The sequence below is a fragment of the Catellatospora aurea genome, assembly GCF_042663325.1.
Lineage (GTDB): Bacteria > Actinomycetota > Actinomycetes > Mycobacteriales > Micromonosporaceae > Catellatospora > Catellatospora aurea.
Map to the genome: position 1 here is coordinate 76,021 of NZ_JBHTAC010000007.1, position 18,153 is coordinate 94,173.

Sequence of the window (18,153 nt, forward strand, 5' to 3'; positions counted from 1 at the left end):
CTCAGAGATGCTCTGAGGCCGCAAGTTTTTAAGAGTTGCCGCAGGTGGGTGGGCAAGGCGCGCGGTCTGGCCGCCGCGGGTGGTCAGAGGAGGGTGGACTGGCCGGGTGGGGTGACCTCGTACAGGGCGCGGATGACGTTGAGGGTGAGGTGCACGTCGAAGGTCGCGCCGTCCTCGGACTCCCAGCCCCCGTCGGTGCGCTGCGTCTCGGCCAGGCGGCGCTTGGCGGCGATCATCGTCCAGTCGTCGGCCGACACGCCGACCCGGCGCATCGCGGCTGCCATGGCGGCGGCGTCGGCGGGGGCCATCGCGGGCAGGCGCTCGCCGAGCACCGCCTGCATACGCGCGGCCTCGTAGAACATGTCCTGGCGGTACATCACGGCCGCGCCGAGCCACCCGGTGACCAGGTACGACGGCCAGGTGCCGTCCGAGTTGAGGCTGGCCTTGATGAACTCCGCGCCGCGCAGGGCCGCGTCGGCGTACGGGATCGGCGTCGGGTCGCCGTACGGCAGTGACGAGCGCACGTCGAGCCCCATCACGGTGAGCCAGAACGTGGCGTTCGCGGTCAGGTAGAGCGTCGCCTCCGGGTCGCCGGGCTGCGCCCACTCGGGCGCGTCCGCGGCCAGTTCCTTGGCCTCCTGCCAGCTGCCGTCGGCGGCCTGCCGACCGGCCAGCCAGTCGAAGGCGCGCTTGACGCCGGGCCGCGCGAGCGCGCCGAGGTCGTCGAGTTGGGCGAGCCGGAAGCAGGTGACGTCGACGGATGGGATCTTGCCGCCCTGGGTGGCGAACCAGCCACCGCCGTCGGCCTGTCCGGCTTCGGCCGCGGCGAGGATGTCCTCGGCGGGCGAAACGCCGGTACGCAGGTATGACAGGCGTGCCCGGTCGACCGGGTCACCCTTCTTCACCACGAATCCGATAGCCGCGTCGAGATCCACCACGGTCATCGAGGGTACGTGTCCGGTGACCCTCCGGCCTCATCAGGTTGGTCAAGGTCAACAGAACGGGCGGGTGAAATAAATTCGGAAACAGCCGTTTCCAGCCTCCGTGACGACCTACAAAAGCGCCGTACGGCGCTGTTTTCCGCCTTCGGCAGCACGCCGCGAGACGAACCTCACGCATGGACGGTGATCGAAGTCACAGCCGGATTCCCGACAGCCGCGCCGACCGAGCGGGCCCGCGCGGCGGCAGCCGAACGCGCCCAGCGGCCCGTTCCCGGAGACCCGGCCGCCCGTGCCCGGAAACAGTGCTCGACGTCCGGGAACGGCGGAGGCCGGCGACTTCATCAGTCGCCGGCCTCCGCGGTGCGGACCGGGTGGTCCGGGCTGGACCTCAGTAGCTGGGCAGGGAGGGGTCGACGGTCTTGACCCAGGCGAGCACGCCGCCCTGGACGTGGACCGCGTCCTTGAACCCGGCCGCCTTCAGCGCGGCGAGCGCCTCGGCGGACCGTACGCCCGACTTGCAGTGCAGCACGATCTGCTTGTCCTGCGGCAGCTTGGCCAGCGCCTCGCCGGACAGGATGTCGCCCTTGGGGATCAGCACGCTGCCCGGGATGCGCACGATCTCGTACTCGGCCGGCTCGCGCACGTCGACGAGGAGGAAGTCCTTGTCGGCGTCCTGCCACTCCTTGAGCTCGCGGGCGGTGATGGTCGCGTCGATCACGGCCTCCTGCGCCTCCACGGAGACCGCGCCGCAGAACGCCTCGTAGTCGCCGAGCAGCTCGGTGACGGTGGCGTTCTCGCCGCACAGGACGCAGGACGGGTCCTTGCGGACCTTGATCTTGCGGTACGTCATCTCCAGCGCGTCGTACACCATCAGCGACCCGACCAGCGGCTCGCCGATGCCGGTGAGCAGCTTGATCGCCTCGGTCACCTGGATCGAGCCGATGCTGGCGCACAGCACACCCAGCACGCCGCCCTCGGCGCACGACGGGACCATGCCGGGCGGCGGCGGCTCCGGGTAGAGGCAGCGGTAGCACGGGCCGTGCTCGGCCCAGAAGACGCTGGCCTGGCCGTCGAAGCGGTAGATCGAACCCCAGACGTACGGCTTGCCGAGCAGCACCGCGGCGTCGTTGACCAGGTAACGCGTGGCGAAGTTGTCGGTGCCGTCGACGATCAGGTCGTACTGCCCGAAGATCTCGAAGACGTTGTCGCGGTCGATCGCGGTGTCGTGGATGACCACGTTGACGTACGGATTGATCTCACGGACGCTGTTGGCGGCCGACTCGGCCTTGGGCCGGCCGATGTCCGACTGGCCGTGAATGATCTGGCGCTGCAGGTTCGACTCGTCGACGGTGTCGAACTCGACGATGCCCAGCGTGCCGACACCGGCCGCGGCCAGGTACATCAGCGCGGGCGAGCCGAGCCCTCCGGCGCCGACACACAGCACCTTGGCGTTCTTGAGCCGCTTCTGCCCCTCGACGCCCACGTCGGGGATGATCAGATGGCGGCTGTAGCGGCGGATCTCGTCCACCGAGAGCGACTCGGCAGGCTCCACAAGCGGCGGCAACGACATAGGCACATTCTCGCTCGCCGCGGTAGGGAATGCCATGATCTCCAACCCGCTGGGATGCGAGTTGCATCACGCGCTGATCAGCCTTCATTTGATCATGAAGTTATTCCCATAACACGCCGCCGAACCGTGCCATAAGTTCATGATCACCGCCCCCGGCCGGAGGCCGGAGGGCCTGTCAGGGGATGGCGGGGCCTCGGTAGAGGGCCGGGTCGGTGGGGGCGGCGGGGTGGGGCCAGGGGTTGGGGGTGCAGTCCTTGAGGCCGGTGGACTGCTGCTGCATGACGGGGGCCGGCTTGCCGGGGGCGGGGCAGGCGTCGTGGCCGTAGCCGAGCTGGTGGCCGAGTTCGTGGTTGAGGGCGAAGGCCTGGTAGTCGGGCAGCGGCGCGCCGTAGCCGGGCACCGCGTCGCGCCAGCGGTCGGCGTTGAGGATGAGCTGGCCGGGCAGGCGGCAGGAGGTGAAGCCCTCGGTGTGCAGGCCGCCCGCGGCGCACATCTTCTGCGTGGTGCCGGCCGTGGCCAGGTACACCGTGAACTCGTGCGAGGTCTTCTCGGCCACCCGCTGGAAGCGGTGCTTGCCGCCGCCGGTCCAGCCGCGGGGGTCGGCCAGGATCCGCTCGACCTCGCCCGCGAACGCCTTGACGTCGGTGCCGGTGTCCTTCTCCACGGCGACGCGGAACTTGCGGACCGTGCCCGCGCTGCCGAGGACCTTGCCCGCGCCGGTGGCGAAACCGAACTTGCCGCTGCCGGCCGGTGCCGCCGTGCTCTCCTCGCGGGGCTGCTCCGACGCGCCCGGTGCGGCCGAAGGGCTCGCCGGATCAGGCGAGCCGGCAACGGGCGCGGACGGCCCGTCGAGCAGCAGGCCGTCACCGCCGCGGGCCAGGTCGATGCCGACCAGCACCACGATGAGGCCCAGCACGCCGGCGACGACGAACAGGTTGCGCCGACGCCGGGCCTGGATCACGGCGCGGCGGCGAGCCCGGGATCCGGACGCCTCGTCCGGCGCGCGGCGCGGGGCGGCTTCCCGCTGCTCGAAGAGCTCCAGTTCGTCGTGCATCAGGCCACCGGGGGCCCGGTGTAGCGCTTGCCGCCGACGTACGGCCACGCGTTGGCGGTGCAGCCCTTCAGGCCGTACGTCTGCTGCTGCATGACCGGTGCGGGTTTGCCCTTGCCGGGGCAGCCCTCGTGGAAGCGGCCGAGTTCGTGGCCCACCTCGTGGTTGATCACGTACTGCCGGTAGTCGTGCAGGTCGATCTTGCCGTTGACGTAGTCGGGCACCGACAGCCGCCAGCGGTTGAGGTTGATGACGACGCGCCCCGGCAACCGGCACGAGGTGTACGAGACACCGTCCATCCGGGTGTCCATGCCGCCCGCCGCGCACAGCTTGCGGGTCGTCTCACCGGTCGCCAGATAGATCGTGAACTGGTACGACGACCCGGACGGCACCCGCTGCAGCCGGTACTGCCGGCCCGCGATCCAGCTGCGCGGGTCGCCCAGGGTCTCGTCGACCAGGCTGGTGAACACGTCGAGCTCGTCCGCGGCGACGTTCTTCTCCGCCGCGACCCGGAACCGCTTGATGCTGCCGGCGGTGCCCAGCACCTCGCTCTGGCTCTTGGCGTACGTCCAGGTCCCCGGGCCGGACGAGGGGAACTCGCCGCCCATCTGGTAGACCGGCTCCGGCTCGGCACTGGGCGAGGGCTGAGCCGACGGTGAGGCCACCGGCTCCGGGCTCTCGGTCGCCACCGGCGTCGACGCCACCGGCCGGGTCGGGACGGGGTCGGGCGCGCCGCGCAACAGGTCCACGCCGACCAGCAGAGCCGCGCCGAGCAGCAGGAACACCGCGGTCGCGCGGCGGCGGCGCTGGCGGGCGCGGGCCCTGGCGAGCCTGCCGGACTCCACTCGCGAGGACCGGACCGGAGGCTCCCAGTCGGTCCTCGGCGGCGGTGCCAGGGCGGTGCGCATCGACACAGCCTGCCACATCCCTACGGCAGGAGCGCCGCTAGCCGCCTGTTCACCGCGCTGAGCGTGGCTCGGACCACCGCCCGGCGGGGGTCCCCGGAGACCAGGGCCGAGCCCGCGAGCTGCTCCACCCAGCCGCCGCAGACCAGCAGCACCACCACGACCGCCACCTCACAGCTGCCCATCGGCACGATGGTCGCCTGCTCCACGAAGCACCGGCCGGACTCCCCGGTCGTGGTCCCCTCGCGCAGCAGATCATCGATCGCGACCGCGGTCGCCGCGGCGCACAGGCGCAGCACGTACGCGTCGACGGCCGGCCCGCTGGCCACCCCGACGGCCTGCCGGTCGCCGGTGTTGAGGCGCACCTCCACCGTCGCGTCCAGGCCGAACGTGCTGGTCTGCACGTGCTCGATGATCGCGCGGGGGCCCTGGTCGCGCTCGGTGGGCAGCGGCGGCGGCGAGGCCGCGGCGGGCAGCTCCGGCTCGCTGTTCACCGAGCGCAGCCCGGCGACCCGGTCGCGCAGCTCGCCGGGCGCCCGGCGCGGCACGCTCACCGGGTGGCGGCGGCGCGGTTCACGCGGCGACTGGTCGGACAGCGGATCCGGGTGCAGCCCGGTCAGCCCCGGCGGCGGGGCGGCCCCCGCGCCCGAGCGCGGCGCGGGCAGCGTGGCCGCCGGCGGAGCGGCGTCGGCGGCAGGCGCGGGCCTGGGCACCGGCGGGCCGGCCGGCGCGGCGTCGATGCCCATCTGCTCCTGCAGCATGCGGGCCACCATCCGGCTGATCGCCGCGGGGTCGGCCCCCTCGGTCAGGTCCAGCCGCAGGTGATGGGCACCGGTCGCGGTGGTGCGCAGGGCCGCGTCGCGTACCCCGGCGACACCGCGCACGGCGCGCAGCACCGCGTCGACGTCGAACCCGTCGGGCCGCTCGTCGGTCCCCGCGTCGTCACTGCGGCGCAGGTGGGAGGCGATGCGGTCGAGCTGGGGCGTGGCCGCCACGACCGGTTCCGCCTCGACGACGGGGTGGATGGCCGGCGGCACGTCGGGCACGGCGGGCACCCGCTGCGGCAGGTGCTCCGCGGCGGCCGGGCCGCTGCCGGGCTGGCCGTTCCCGGGCTGACCGGGCTCGGCGCGCCGGGCTTCGGGAACCCCTGGCTGCCGGTCCGAAGGATGCTGCGCCGCCGCACCCGCGGGCGGGACGGGCGGGCCCGCGGGCTGCGGGATGTGCGGCTGCGGTGAGGGCGGCAGGTAGGGCCGCGGCTGCGAGACGAACGAGGGCTGGCCGGGGAAACCGCCGGGCAGGTTGCCGCCGCCGGGGCGGCCAGGCTCCTGTCCGGGTATGCCCGCAGCCTGCGCCGCCTCCGGCACCCCGCCGCGCTCGACCCGGCTGCCACCGGCTGCGGCGCGACCGTCACCGTTGCCGCTGCCGTTGACCGCAGCGTCATCCCGGATCGCGGCACCGTCGCGGATCGCCGCAGGATCGCGGGGAGCCGCCTCATCGCGGAGCGCGGCGGCATCGCGAAGGGCCACGGGATCGCGGAGCGCCGCAGGATCGCGGAGCGCCGCAGGATCGCGAAGTGCGGCCGAATCACGCGGTCCGGCCGAGTCACGCAGGGCGGCGGCGTCACGGAGCACGGACGAGTCACGCTGTCCGGCTGTATCGCGCAGTCCGGCGGCGTCGCGCAGAGCCGCGGCGTCGCGGAGGGCGGCGGAGCCGTGGCCGGTCGCCGTCAGCGAGCCGACCTGGTCGTCGTGGGAGCCGCCGAGCTGCGCCGCACGGGCCGCCTGGCGGGCCATGCCGAGCTGCGCCGCGGCGTAGCCCTCGCGGGCCGCGTCGAGCCGTGCGGCGGCCGCGGCGGCCGGGTCCGGCAGCACCGGGAACTCCCCGGTGCGGCCCCGCTCGGCGGCGTCCGCGATTTCGGAGGGTCCCGGCTCCTGGACCGGGCGGCCGTTGGCGGCGGGACGCGGAGCCTGCGGTGCGGGCTCGGCGAAAGCCATGCCGAAGCGTGCGCCGAGGGACATCTGCTCCGCCTCTTCCTGGTCCTCGTCCTGCTCGTCGTGCTCGTCGTCGAGGGCGGCCGCGGCCGGCGCGGGGTGCTCCGGCGCGGGCGGCACGGCCCGGGTGTCGGTGCCGGCCATCGCGGCCAGCGGCGCGTCGGCGGGCGGGGCGGACGGCACCGGCCCGGACAGCTCGGCCGGCAGCGAGGGCCGCAGGCCGGGCGGCGGCACCGGATAACCGCCGGTGGGCATGGTCAGCGCGGGATTGGCCCCGGCGGGCAGCGGCGGCATGACCGGGATCGGGATCACCTCCGGCGGCGCGACCGCGGCCCCCGGGCCGGGCTGGTACGGCTTGAACACGGGGATGCGGCTCGTGTCGTCGAGGCCGAGCGCCGGTGAGCCGTTGACGGGGGTCGGCTCGTCGAACGCGGCGTGGCGGGCGAACTCGGCCGAGGTCTGCGCGAACTCGTCGGCGTACGGGTCCTCGCCGGGTGAGGAGGGTTCCGGCAGGGGCCGCTCGTACGGGCGGGTGTGGCCGTTGCGCGTGGACGGGGCGGTGTCCGGCGGGCGTACCAGCGTGGTGGTGACCGGGTCGGCACCCGTGAGCGCGTCTATCCCCCGGCGATCGGCTACCGTGGCGTGCCACGGCGTCAGCGGTTCGAATCCGGGTTCCAACGCCGCACCCGCACTCGACCATCCATCCGTACGGTCGGAATCCGCCCAGCTCGCGGGTTTATGCCCGTTAGCCGTCGGGTGTCCGACTCCGCCGGCTGACCCGTTGGCGGGTTCGTCAGCTCCCGCTGTGTTTCCGGTCTGCCCTGTTACGTCCACCGTGCGCTCCTCCGTCGCCCACGCTGAGGCTACCGTGAACGGCGAATGACGATAAGTTGCAACGACGGGCCAGTTTGCAAGATCCGTCAAAGGATCCGTCTGCAGGGTGAGGAGATTCGATGACCGCGGCCACCAGTGGCGCCAACCCGACCGGCTCGACAGCCACGGGCCGGCCGACCCGGCTGCCCCGGTCGGCACGACGCAAGCAGCTGCTCGCCGCTGCTCAGGACGTCTTCGTCGCCCAGGGCTACCACTCCGCAGCGATGGACGACATCGCCGAACGGGCGGGCGTCTCCAAGCCGGTGCTCTACCAGCACTTCCCCGGAAAGCTGGAGCTCTACCTGGCCCTGCTCGACACGCACTGCGACGCGTTCGCCGAGCGCATCCGCTCGGCGATGGCGGCCACGACGGACAACAAGGAAAGAGTCCGGGGCGCGATGCAGGCATACTTCGACTTCGTCTCGCACGAGAGCGAGGCCTACCGGCTGGTCTTCGAGTCCGACCTGCGCAACGACCCCGCGGTCGCGGAGCGGGTGGACCGCATGGAGCGCCTGTCCGTCGAGGCGATCACCGAGACGATCATGTCCGACACCGGCGTCAGCCGCGCCCGTGCCGAGGTCCTGGCCGCCGGCCTGTGCGGCGCGGCGCAGGTCTCGGCCCGCTGGTGGCTCGCCGGCGGCCGGGTCATCGCCCAGGACGAGGCCGAGCAGCTCATCACCACGCTGTCCTGGCGCGGCATCAGCAGCTTCCCGCTCAGCGGAACCGATCACTGACACGGTTGCGCGCTTGCGCGCCGTCCGGACGCGACAGCGGGGTAATCTCGCTGACGAGCCGAGGAGGTTGTGTGGAGGTCAAGATCGGTGTGCAGTTCGCCCCCCGCGAGTTGGTGGTGGACAGCACGCAGACGCCCGCTGAGGTCGAGCAGATGGTCGCCGACGCGCTCGCGTCGAAGGCCCAGCTGCTGACGCTGGTAGACGAGAAGGGCCGGCGGGTCATCGTCCCGCTGGACAAGCTGGCATATGTGGAGATCGCCGAGGCGTCGACGCGGAGTGTCGGCTTCTCGGCCCGCTGAGGCGGCGCAGCACATAACTGCAGGAGAACGGCACGGTGCACGTCGCACCGTGCCGTTCTCCGTCTTCGTCGCCGACGCCGCACGGCGCGCCGGGCGGCGCAGGACCGCGTCAGCGGCCAGGTGCCCGGCGGGCGTACGGCCGGTAGTCTGCGGGCGTGTCGACCGATGCCGGAGTGATCGATCTACTGGGCATGCTCGCCTACGGTGAGCTGCTGGCCTTCGACCGCATGGCGGCCGACTCCCGGCTCGCCCCGGACCTCGGCCGGCAGGCCCGGCTGGCCGAGATGGCCGCCTGGGAGATGGCCAACTACCGGCGGCTGGCCAACCGGCTCACCGCGCTGGGCGTGGACCCGGAGCAGGCGATGCTCCCGTTCGTCACGGCACTGCGCACGTATCACGACAACACCGAGCCGGGCGACTGGCTGGAGGCGCTGACGAAGGCGTACGTCGGCGAGGGCATCTCCGACGACTTCTTCCGCGAGGTGGCCGAGGTGCTGCCCGAGGGCGTGCTGGCCGGGCCGGACCGGGCCCTGGTGCTCGACGTGCTGCACGACGACGGCTACGCCGATTTCGCCGCCGGTGAGATCCGCGCCGCGATCGCGGCCGACCCGAAGGTGGCCAACCGGCTGTCGATGTGGGCGCGCCGGCTGACCGGCGAGGCGCTGTCGCAGGCGCAGTCGGTGGCCCAGGAGCGCACCCCGCTGACGGCGCTGGTGCTGGCGGGCGTGGGCGACGGCGAGTCCGTGGACGGGCTTTTCCGGCGGCTGACCACCGCGCACACGGCCAGGATGACGGCGGTCGGGCTCAATAACTGACCGTTTTGCGTGGGAAATCCCACTAAGAACCGGGAATTCGACACACACCAGGTGACCAGACGGCCACCGGGCCGTACGATGGCTGAGTTGACATGGGCCCGATGCCCATGTCGTCGCGTGTGCGGCGCCGCGATCCCCAACGATCGCGCCGCGCGATGGGATCCATTTCCTTCATCGCCGTGCCCCGCGCTGGAGACTACATATACGCCCTTCGATGAAAACGGGCGTACCGACATCCGCTGGGCAGCCCGCAGGGTCCGCCGTACGCGGATCACTGAGAGGGCACCCCAGAACCTGATGACCGAAAACATCGAAAGCACCACCGAAAGCACTCCCAAGATCACCCTCGCGCCCACCTTCGCCGAGCTTGGCGTGCGCCCGGAGACCGTGGCCGCACTCGCCGCGATGGGCATCGAGCGTGCCTTCGCCATCCAGGAGTACGCGCTGCCGATCGCGCTGCGCGGCGGCGACATGATCGGGCAGGCGCCCACCGGCACCGGCAAGACCTTCGGCTTCGGCATCCCGCTGATCGACCGCGCGATCGCCCCGAGCGAGGGCGAGACCGGCGGCCAGCCGCAGGCGCTCGTCGTCGTGCCGACCCGTGAGCTCGGCCTGCAGGTCGCCAAGGACCTCGCCGGGGCCGGCAAGTCCCGCGGCGTGCGGGTGCTGGCGCTGTACGGCGGCGTCGCGTACGAGCCGCAGGTCGAGGCGCTGAAGGCCGGCGTCGAGATCGTGGTCAGCACGCCCGGCCGCCTGCTCGACCTGTGCAAGCAGAAGCACCTCAAGCTCGACAAGGTCAAGGCGCTCGTGCTCGACGAGGCCGACCGCATGCTCGACCTGGGCTTCCTCGACGACGTCGAGAAGATCCTCAAGATGCTGCCCGAAGAGCGGCAGACCATGCTGTTCTCGGCGACCATGCCGGACCCGATCGTGACCCTGTCGCGCCGGTTCCTGCGCACGCCGGTCACCGTGCACGCCGGGCACACCACCGAGCCGGGCGTCAGCCCGCAGACCAAGCAGGTCGTGTACCGCACGCACCAGCTCAACAAGCTGGAGCTGCTCGCCCGCATCCTGCAGGCGCAGGGCCGCGGCCTCACCATGATCTTCACCCGGACCAAGCGCAACGCCGACCGGGTCAGCGAGGACCTCGACTTCCGCGGCTTCGCCGCGGCGGCGGTCCACGGCGACCTCGGTCAGGGCGCCCGCGAGCGGGCCCTGCGCGCGTTCCGGGCCGGCAAGGTCGACGTGCTCGTCGCCACCGACGTGGCCGCCCGCGGTCTGGACGTCTCCGGCGTCACGCACGTGATCAACTACGACTGCCCGGACGACGCGGAGACCTACGTGCACCGCATCGGCCGCACCGGCCGCGCCGGGGCCACCGGTGTCGCGGTGACCTTCGTCGACTGGGAGGACATGCCCCGCTGGCGGATCGTCGACAAGACGCTCGGCCTGGAGCTGACCGGCCCGGACGGCCCGCCGGAGACGTACCACACCTCGCCCTGGGTCTACACCGACCTGGACATCCCCAGCGACGTCAGCGGCCTGCTGCCCAGCGCCCAGCGCTCCCGGGCCGGCCTGTCCGCCGAGGTCGAGGAGGACCTGGGCGGCCGTCCTCGTGGCGGCCGAGGCAAGCGCGGACCGGCGGCCGAGCAGGCCCCGCCGCGTGAGCGCGCGCCGCGCCGCCGCCGTCGCCTGTCCGGTGACGACGACACCGCGCCCGTGGCCGAGGCCGACGCCACGGACACGCCCGCCGACACCGACGCCGCCGAGGGCGAGGCCACCCGCGGCCGCCGCCGTCGTCGCGGCCGGGGTGCGGGCACGGGGGCCGCGGTCGCCGCGTCGGTGACCCATGAGGGCGGCCTGGTACCGCTGTTCTCCGGCCCCGGGGACGGCCCCGACGGCCCGGCGGAGCCCGCCGCGGCAGGCGAGGGTGGCGCTTCCCGCTCGCGTTCGCGCCGTCGCCGTCGCCGCTCCGGCGGGTCCGGTGGACCGGCCGAGGGCGCGCTGGAGACCTCGGCCGAGAGCTGACATTTGCGATGAAGGGACGCCCCCACGCGGTAGAACCAGCGTGGGGGCGTCCCTTTTCGCAGGCCAGGATCAAACGAAAGTTTGAGGTTAGGGTGACCTTACTCGCGTACGGTGCTGCGCATGAGTGAGCCCTTCTCCGCCCGCCTGCGCGCCGCCACCTGGTCCGACCACAGCTCGGCCGAGCAGACGACGTTCCTGGACGACCTGACCCGGGGCCGGCTGACCGTCGCCGCCCACGCCGCGCTGACCGCGCAGCACTACCTCGTCTACCAGGTGCTGGAGGAGGCCGCCGCGCACTGGAGCGGGGACCCGATCGCGGGCGGCTTCCACGCCGACGCGCTCACCCGCCTGCCCGCGCTCGCCGACGACCTCGCCTTCCTGCTCGGCCCCGACTGGCGCGACGCGCTCACCCCGGTCGCGACGACCGCCGAGTACACCGCCCGCCTGCGCGAGGTCGCCTTCACCTGGCCCGGCGGCTTCGTGGCCCACCACTACAACCGCTACCTGGGCGACCTGTCCGGCGGCCAGTACGTGGCCCGCGCCCTGGCCCGTTCGTACGGGCTCGCCCTCGGCGGCGACGGCCTGCGCTTCTACGCCTTCGACGGCATCGCCGACCCCACCGCCTTCAAGGACGCCTACCGCGCCCGGCTCGACGCCGCGCCCTGGGACGCCGCCGAGCAGGACCGGATCATCAACGAGGTGAAGCTGGCCTACCTGCTCAACACCGAGTTGCTCGCCGACCTGGGCCGGATCCACCCGAACCCGTTCCCGCCGGAGGTCATCGCCCAGATCATGCGGCACATGAACGACGACCACCCCGCCGACTCCCTGCTGATCTGCCAGGCCACACTGCCGGAGCCGGCCCGCCCGAACGCCACGGCGGCGGTGATGTCGGGCATGGACAACCGCGGCATCGAGTTCCAGGCCGTGGTCGACGGGGTCGAGACGTCGATCCGGGTGCCCTTCGCGCAGCGGCTGACCGAGCGCGCCCAGGTGCGCGTCGAGGTGACCCGGCTCTACCGCGAGGCATGCGCCCTGCTCGGGGTGCCTGCCCGGTGAGCGCGGGCGTGGAACACTGGCCGGTGTGGAGACGGCACACGACGTTCTCATCGCGCTGACCAGGCGGTACGCCTTCGCGGAGGTGGCCGCGCTGGTCGCCCCGGACTCCGGCGTGCTGCCGCGGGCCGGCGGCGGCGCGCTGTCCACCGAGTCCGTCGCCCACGTGCAGCAGTTGTGCGCGTTCGGGCAGCGGCTGCTCGACCTCGACGCCGAGGACTTCGGCGAGCTGAACGCCGCCGCCGAGGCCAACACCGAGCACACCGTCGCCGACCAGGTGCACGGCGACCACGTGCCCGAGCACCTGCGGGAGCGGGCGCTGGCGTGCCGCATGCCGCAGGCGCCCCGGGAGGTGCACCGCGGGGCGCTGGGCAGCATGCGGCCCACGTTCCGGCTGCTGCTGGAGGTCATCGACGCGCGTTTCCGGCGCGGCGAGACCACGGCCGTGGTCGCCGCGGTGCACATCGCCAGCGAGTACGGTCCGCTGCTGGTCTGGGAGCGGGTGCTCGGCCACGCCGCCGACCCGCCGCGGCTGCCGGCGGCGGTCGGCGGCGACGGCAGCGCATGGGGCGACTTCGAGGACCGGGACTGCCCGCACACCAAGCCGGAGAAATCCGCCGCCCGGCGCAGCCTCACCGTGGCCCACGAGAACAACGCGGGCTGGCGCACCTACCTGGACCGCCAGCACTCGAACACCTCGCACGCGCTCTGCGTGTGCGCCACCACCTGCCACCGCCGGTGCACCGTCTACCAGCGGCTCGACGCGCGGCAGGCCGAGGTCGTCACGCACGGCTGCCGGCTGGCCGCGGCGCTCAACGAGTCGGCCGTGGTGAAACTGCGCCACAGCGCGCCGGTCGGCCACGGCTTCGGTGTGCCCTCGCAGCGCGAACTGCTCGACGCCTGGGCCCGCACCCGCGCCTCGCTGGCCAAACACGACCCGGCGATCGCGCGGGAGGACGGCTACCCGCTGCCCGGGTTCGCCGCCTACGTCGCCGTGCTGGCCGGCACGGCGATGCCCCCGGACACCCTGCTCGCCGACACCGCCATCGAACTCGCCAAGGCCCTCACCCCCTGACGGAGTGGCCGCAGGGCCGGTCAGGTGGTGGGGGTGGTGGTGGTCAGCAGGGTGGCCAGGTGAGGTTGGACGTGCCACTCGGTGAGCAGGGTGTCGAGTTCCGCGGCCTCGGCGGGAGACGGCTGCCGACCCGTGCGGTGGGCGCGGATCATGGCGTTGCGCGGGGTGTGCGCGGAGTCGATGAACTCGACCACCTCCACCGCGTACCCCTGCCGGCGCAGCAGTGCCGCGCGCACCGTGTCGGTGAGCACGTCGGCGAAGCGCTCGCGCAGGATGCCGTGCTCGGTGAGCAGCCCCGCCGCGCCCGCCGGCGGGTGCTTGCGCAGCTGCCGGGACAGGTCCTTGTGGCAGCAGGGCGCCGCCAGGATCCAGCGCGCGTCCCAGGACAGGGCGCGGGCCAGCGCGTCGTCGGTGGCCGTGTCGCAGGCGTGCAGCGCCAGCACCACGTCGGCCCGCGGCACCGGGGCGTCGGCGATGGTGCCCGCGACGAAGCTGACGTGATCGGTCCAGCCCAGCTCGCGGGCGATCGCGGTGTTGCGCTCGCGCTGGTCGTCGCGCACGTCCACGCCGATCAGGCGCACGTCCAGGCCGAGCCCGGACAGGTGGCGGTACGCGGCGAAGGTCAGGTACGCGTTGCCGCAGCCCAGGTCGACGACGTGCAGCGGGCTCGGCAGCTGCGCCGGGTCGGGCAGGGTGGCGTCCAGCGCCCGCAGGAACGCGTCGACCTGCCGGCGCTTGGCCGCGTCGCCGCCGATCACGGCGTACAGCGGATCGCCGGGGTCGATCAGGTGCTCGCGCGCCCGGTCGTGCCCGGTGTCGGCGGGCACGGCGGCCGGTGCGGCCGAGCGGTGCAGCACCGCGCCCTTCTTCGTGGTCTGCAGGCGCAGCGTGCCGTGCCCGGTCTCCACCGTCCAGCTGCCGAACGGCTCGGCCAGCAGTTCGTCCACCCGGCCCGCCAGCTCCGCGCCGGGGGCGAGGTTGACCGTGGTGGGGCGCTGCCCGTCCTCGGTGACCAGCTGCACCCGGTCGCCCGCTTTCAGGGTCACCGGGCGCAGCGTGGCACGCTGCACGGACGGCGTCCCGTCGCGGCGCTGCCCGCCCGCGGTGGCCCGGATCAGGTCCGGCGCCAGCAGGAGTTCGCGTACCTCGGCCAGGGCTTCAGGAAGTGCTGCCATACGTCAAGGATGCGCGATGGGCCGGGTGCGGCGGGAAGGCGGGTGGCTGAGCAGCCGGGAAGGGTTCCCGACAGAGTATGCGGTGCCTCCTACTGGCGTCAGCTCGGACAAACCGGCAGGATCAAGCCATGAACGAGCGGATGGATCTCTTCCGGCTGGACGGCCGGGTCGCACTCGTCACCGGTGCAGGCAGCCCGCACGGCATCGGCTTCGCCACCGCTCGCCAGCTGGCCGCACTCGGCGCGAAGGTCGCCGTCGTCTCCACCACCCGGCGCATCCACGAACGCGCCGGCGAACTGGGCGTGCTCGGCTTCGTCGCCGACCTCACCCTGGAGGCGGAGGTCGGCGCGCTCGCCGACGCGGTCACCGAGCAGCTGGGCGACGTGGACATCCTGGTCAACAACGCCGGTCTGACCAGCCGGGCCAGCCCGGAGGTCATCCGGCCGGTCGCGCAGCTCACGTTCGAGGAGTGGAAGGCCGAGATCGACCGCAACCTGACCACGGCGTTCCTGTCCAGCCGCGCGTTCCTCGGCGGCATGTCGGAGCGTGGCTGGGGCCGCATCGTCAACCTCGCCGCCACCGCCGGAACGGTGAACGCGCTGCCCGCCGAGGCCGGCTACGCCGCCGCGAAGGCCGGCGTGCTCGGCCTGACCCGGGCCCTGGCGATGGAGCTGGTCGCCGACGGGATCACCGTGAACGCGGTCGCGCCCGGCACCATCCACACCTCGGCGTCCACGCTGGCCGAGCTCAAACTCGGCTACGACACCCCGATGGGCCGCCCCGGCACGCCCGACGAGGTCGCCGCGACCATCGCCTTCCTCTGCTCCCCCGCCGCCGGCTACATCACGGGCCAGATGCTCGTCATCGACGGCGGCCAGTCCGTCCGCCAAGGCTGAGCCCAAAGGAAGGGCACCTTCTTAACGCTACGCGTTGCAGAAGGTGTCCTTCTTAACGCCGGCACGGCCCCCGCCTGCGGCGGGAGGCGTGCGGCAGCACGGTGGGCGGGGCGCGCCGTCGTCTCGACGTTAAGAAGGTGCCCTTCCTCTACGGAAAGCGGTAACAAGGTGCCCTTCCTTGCACTTGGTGCGCAGGGGTGGGCGGCGGGTGGTCAGGCCCAGGCGGGCTGGGGGGTCATCGCTAGCGCGGCCGCGTCGGCGAGGGTGACCGCCGACTCGCCGGTGAAGGCGTCGTCGGAGGAGAACTGCAGGTGATCGGCCAGGTCGGGCGCGGCCAGGCGGATCGCCCGGATGCCGAGCGCCTGCGCGCCGGTCAGCTCGCGCGAACCCCCGTCGCCGATGAAGACGCACTCCTCGGGCGCCACCTCGAGCCGGTCGCAGGCGGTGCGGTAGATCAGCGGGTCCGGCTTGCTGCAGCCGACCTGCACCGAGTAGACCTTCGCGTCGAGCAGCCGGTCCACCGGCAGCGAGCGCATGATCTCGGGCAGCTCCCAGGCGCAGTCGCTGACCACGGCCAGGCGTACGCCCGCCCGGCGCAGCCGCCACAGCGTGGGCACCGCCTCGGGCCGCAGGTGGGTGTCGGCGCGCACCGCCATCAGCCGGGCGGCCTGGGCCGCGCGCAGCCGGGCGGGGGTGACGCGTACGCCCAGCTCGGCGGCGACCCAGCGCATGGTCTCCAGGGCGTCGCCGTACGCGCCGCGGCAGCGGGGGTAGAACGAGGTGTTGAGCACCGCGAAGTACTCGGCAGGCTCGCAGCCGAGCAGCCGGGGGGCCAGTTCGTGGGCCGGTCCGCGGGTGCACGCCGAGGTCAGCGTGCCATAGAAATCGAAGAGGATCGCGCGCGGCGGTACGCCGGATAACGAAGGTTCTGAATCCATTCGAGCGACAGTAATCAGCTGATCTCGTGAAGTACATAGGATGATCGCGCACAGTGGGCGGATGAACGCATGGAGTAGATGAGAGTGTGCCGACAGGCCGCTCACCTGCGCCTGGCAGGATCGGGCCTCATGCGATCCCGGCTCGACCCGCTCACCATCGCCGCGATCACGATCGCGATCATCGCCGTGTCGTCGTCCGGACCGCTCATCGCGTACGCCGCAGCGCCCGCGCTGGCCATCGCCTTCTGGCGCAACGCCCTCGCCGTCGGTGTGCTCGCCCCGGTCACCCTCACCCGCCGCCGCGCCGAACTGCGCGGCCTGCGCACCGACCACGCCTGGCGGTGGAGCGTGCTGGCCGGGCTCGCACTCGCCGGGCACTTCGCCACCTGGGTGCCCAGCGTCAAGATGACCACGGTCGCCACCGCCACCGCCCTCGTCGCCACGCAGCCCGTGTGGGCCGGCCTGATCGCGCTCTGGCAGGGCCGGCGGCTCGGCCGGTGGACCTGGCTCGGCATCGGCAGCGCCGTGGTGGGCGCGGCGATCGCGACGGGCGCGGACTTCACCCGAGGTGGTACGGCTGTGGTCGGCGACCTGCTCGCGGTGGCCGGCGGGCTGCTCGCGGCGATCTACACGTCCTTCGGCGAGAAGGCGCGCAGCAGCACCTCCACGACGACGTACACGACGATCTGCTATTCGGTCTGCGCCGTGCTGCTACTGGGCGTGTGCCTGCTGTTCGGGGTCGAACTGACCGGCTTCGACGACCGGACCTGGCTGGCCATCATCGCGCTGACCGCCGGGGCGCAGCTGCTCGGGCACTCGATGTTCAACTACGCCCTGCACAAGATCTCCGCCACCACCATCAGCGTGCTGATCCTGCTGGAGGTGCCCGGGGCGGCGCTGCTCGGCTGGGTGTGGCTGGGCCAGGCCCCGCCCGCCGCCGCGTGGCCCGGCATCGCCCTGCTCATGGCCGGTGTCGCCGCCGTCATCCTCGGTGCCCGCCGCCCCGCCGCCCTGCCCACCCCCGACCCCGTCGACGTCGACCTCCCCGCCCGCAACGCCTGACGCCGCCCCGCCACTCACCTGGCCGCGGGTGCCGAGTTGCTGCAGTTTCGGGGAAAGTGCAGTTACTCGCACGCTCAAACGCGCAGTTTCCCCGAAACTGCAGCGCGGGCGGCGCGCCGCGACCCGGTGGGACCGGCGATGGCAAGCGTCCGATGCAGGCCGGGGCGGGTGGGGCGTCAAGAAGGTGCCCTTCCTCTACGGATAGCGATGGCAAGGTGCCCTTCCTTTGGGTGGGAGGATGGGCGGCATGACGCATCCGTTGGTGGAGGAGGCCGCGAAGAAGGCGGCGGTCGCGTGGGTGTCGGTGGGGGGCGGGCCGGCGTACGCCGTATGGTGCCTGCCGCAGGACGGGCGGCTGCACGTGGTGGTCGGGCCGGGCGAGCAGGAGCTGCCGGGCCTGGCGGAGGCGGCGGCCGCGACGGTGACGCTGCGCGGCGACCACGGCGGGGCGGTGGTGACCTATCCGGCGCAGGTGCAGCGGATCGAGCCAGGTGGCGAGTTGTGGGACGCGGTCGCGGTGACGCTGGCCGGCAAGCGGCTCAACTCGCCGGGGACCGCGGAGGCGCTCGCCGAGCGCTGGGGCCGGGAGTGCGCTCTGGTGGCGCTCACGCCGGCCGGCGACCCGGTGCCCGCGGGCGACGAGTCGGGGCGGGCCGAGCCCCGGCCGAGCGCGGCGACCAACGCGACCCGCAAGCCGTTCCGGCTGCACCGGGTCCGCCGTCGATAACACCCAACCGATGTGAG

The 18,153-nt window shown here is 73.0% G+C and carries 16 protein-coding genes; 9 read left to right on the forward strand and 7 right to left on the reverse strand.

From position 1 onward, the window contains the following. Positions 1-83: 83 nt before the first annotated feature. From ACFQO7_RS09350 to ACFQO7_RS09370, 5 genes are all read right to left on the reverse strand, one after another. Positions 84-938, reverse strand: a complete 855-nt coding sequence (locus tag ACFQO7_RS09350) for a prenyltransferase/squalene oxidase repeat-containing protein (protein WP_376806004.1) — start codon at positions 936-938, stop codon at positions 84-86. Between the two features lie 391 nt (positions 939-1,329). Next, on the reverse strand, positions 1,330-2,511 hold the full coding sequence (moeZ, locus tag ACFQO7_RS09355; protein WP_376806005.1) for an adenylyltransferase/sulfurtransferase MoeZ: 1,182 nt from the start codon (positions 2,509-2,511) through the stop codon (positions 1,330-1,332). Between the two features lie 175 nt (positions 2,512-2,686). Further along, positions 2,687-3,565: a DUF3152 domain-containing protein gene (locus ACFQO7_RS09360; RefSeq protein WP_376806006.1), complete on the reverse strand. Its 879-nt coding sequence runs from the start codon at positions 3,563-3,565 to the stop codon at positions 2,687-2,689. After that, a complete protein-coding gene (locus tag ACFQO7_RS09365; RefSeq protein ID WP_376806007.1) occupies positions 3,565-4,470 on the reverse strand; it encodes a DUF3152 domain-containing protein in 906 nt (301 codons plus the stop codon). The genes ACFQO7_RS09360 and ACFQO7_RS09365 overlap by 1 nt, the downstream gene beginning before the upstream one ends. 20 nt (positions 4,471-4,490) lie before the next feature. Further along, a complete protein-coding gene (locus tag ACFQO7_RS09370; protein WP_376806008.1) occupies positions 4,491-7,136 on the reverse strand; it encodes a hypothetical protein in 2,646 nt (881 codons plus the stop codon). A 275-nt stretch (positions 7,137-7,411) separates the two neighbouring features. Here ACFQO7_RS09370 and ACFQO7_RS09375 point away from each other — a divergent pair, with 275 nt between their 5' ends. From ACFQO7_RS09375 to ACFQO7_RS09400, 6 genes are all read left to right on the forward strand, one after another. Further along, complete coding sequence (locus ACFQO7_RS09375) at positions 7,412-8,065, forward strand: TetR/AcrR family transcriptional regulator (protein ID WP_144121707.1); 654 nt, start codon at positions 7,412-7,414, stop codon at positions 8,063-8,065. Positions 8,066-8,136: 71 nt separating this feature from the next. Continuing rightward, positions 8,137-8,364 (forward strand): DUF3107 domain-containing protein, encoded by a 228-nt coding sequence (locus ACFQO7_RS09380; RefSeq protein ID WP_120317219.1) that lies wholly within the window; start codon positions 8,137-8,139, stop codon positions 8,362-8,364. Between the two features lie 155 nt (positions 8,365-8,519). Continuing rightward, positions 8,520-9,179: a ferritin-like fold-containing protein gene (locus ACFQO7_RS09385; protein WP_360536053.1), complete on the forward strand. Its 660-nt coding sequence runs from the start codon at positions 8,520-8,522 to the stop codon at positions 9,177-9,179. Positions 9,180-9,476: 297 nt separating this feature from the next. After that, the gene (locus ACFQO7_RS09390; protein WP_376806009.1) at positions 9,477-11,207 is read left to right on the forward strand and encodes a DEAD/DEAH box helicase; all 1,731 of its coding nucleotides are present in this window, start codon (positions 9,477-9,479) and stop codon (positions 11,205-11,207) included. Positions 11,208-11,327: 120 nt separating this feature from the next. Then, complete coding sequence (locus ACFQO7_RS09395) at positions 11,328-12,266, forward strand: biliverdin-producing heme oxygenase (RefSeq protein WP_376806010.1); 939 nt, start codon at positions 11,328-11,330, stop codon at positions 12,264-12,266. A gap of 25 nt (positions 12,267-12,291) precedes the next feature. After that, positions 12,292-13,338 carry a hypothetical protein gene (locus ACFQO7_RS09400; protein ID WP_376806011.1) on the forward strand — a complete coding sequence of 349 codons (1,047 nt, stop codon included), beginning with the start codon at positions 12,292-12,294 and terminating at the stop codon, positions 13,336-13,338. A gap of 20 nt (positions 13,339-13,358) precedes the next feature. Here ACFQO7_RS09400 and ACFQO7_RS09405 read toward each other — a convergent pair whose 3' ends face one another. Beyond that, the gene (locus ACFQO7_RS09405; protein ID WP_376806012.1) at positions 13,359-14,513 is read right to left on the reverse strand and encodes a class I SAM-dependent methyltransferase; all 1,155 of its coding nucleotides are present in this window, start codon (positions 14,511-14,513) and stop codon (positions 13,359-13,361) included. Between the two features lie 128 nt (positions 14,514-14,641). Here ACFQO7_RS09405 and ACFQO7_RS09410 point away from each other — a divergent pair, with 128 nt between their 5' ends. Beyond that, positions 14,642-15,409 (forward strand): SDR family NAD(P)-dependent oxidoreductase, encoded by a 768-nt coding sequence (locus ACFQO7_RS09410; protein ID WP_203691209.1) that lies wholly within the window; start codon positions 14,642-14,644, stop codon positions 15,407-15,409. Between the two features lie 212 nt (positions 15,410-15,621). Here ACFQO7_RS09410 and ACFQO7_RS09415 read toward each other — a convergent pair whose 3' ends face one another. Next, positions 15,622-16,347, reverse strand: coding sequence for an HAD family hydrolase (locus ACFQO7_RS09415; RefSeq protein ID WP_376806013.1), 726 nt, complete (start codon positions 16,345-16,347; stop codon positions 15,622-15,624). A gap of 129 nt (positions 16,348-16,476) precedes the next feature. Between ACFQO7_RS09415 and ACFQO7_RS09420 the strand changes: the two genes are divergently transcribed. Continuing rightward, positions 16,477-17,409 (forward strand): DMT family transporter, encoded by a 933-nt coding sequence (locus ACFQO7_RS09420; RefSeq protein WP_376806014.1) that lies wholly within the window; start codon positions 16,477-16,479, stop codon positions 17,407-17,409. 247 nt (positions 17,410-17,656) lie between these two features. Beyond that, positions 17,657-18,136, forward strand: a complete 480-nt coding sequence (locus ACFQO7_RS09425; RefSeq protein WP_376806015.1) for a hypothetical protein — start codon at positions 17,657-17,659, stop codon at positions 18,134-18,136. The last annotated feature ends 17 nt before the right edge of the window (positions 18,137-18,153 follow it).

Coding starts and splice junctions, on each gene's coding strand:
- moeZ (WP_376806005.1), bottom strand. CDS start 2,511: ATGTCGTTGCCGCCGCTTGTGGAGCCTGCCGAGTCGCTCTCGGTGGAC.
- ACFQO7_RS09360 (WP_376806006.1), bottom strand. CDS start 3,565: ATGCACGACGAACTGGAGCTCTTCGAGCAGCGGGAAGCCGCCCCGCGC.
- ACFQO7_RS09365 (WP_376806007.1), bottom strand. CDS start 4,470: ATGCGCACCGCCCTGGCACCGCCGCCGAGGACCGACTGGGAGCCTCCG.
- ACFQO7_RS09375 (WP_144121707.1), top strand. CDS start 7,412: ATGACCGCGGCCACCAGTGGCGCCAACCCGACCGGCTCGACAGCCACG.
- ACFQO7_RS09390 (WP_376806009.1), top strand. CDS start 9,477: ATGACCGAAAACATCGAAAGCACCACCGAAAGCACTCCCAAGATCACC.
- ACFQO7_RS09395 (WP_376806010.1), top strand. CDS start 11,328: ATGAGTGAGCCCTTCTCCGCCCGCCTGCGCGCCGCCACCTGGTCCGAC.
- ACFQO7_RS09405 (WP_376806012.1), bottom strand. CDS start 14,513: ATGGCAGCACTTCCTGAAGCCCTGGCCGAGGTACGCGAACTCCTGCTG.
- ACFQO7_RS09410 (WP_203691209.1), top strand. CDS start 14,642: ATGAACGAGCGGATGGATCTCTTCCGGCTGGACGGCCGGGTCGCACTC.
- ACFQO7_RS09415 (WP_376806013.1), bottom strand. CDS start 16,347: ATGGATTCAGAACCTTCGTTATCCGGCGTACCGCCGCGCGCGATCCTC.
- ACFQO7_RS09420 (WP_376806014.1), top strand. CDS start 16,477: ATGCGATCCCGGCTCGACCCGCTCACCATCGCCGCGATCACGATCGCG.
- ACFQO7_RS09425 (WP_376806015.1), top strand. CDS start 17,657: ATGACGCATCCGTTGGTGGAGGAGGCCGCGAAGAAGGCGGCGGTCGCG.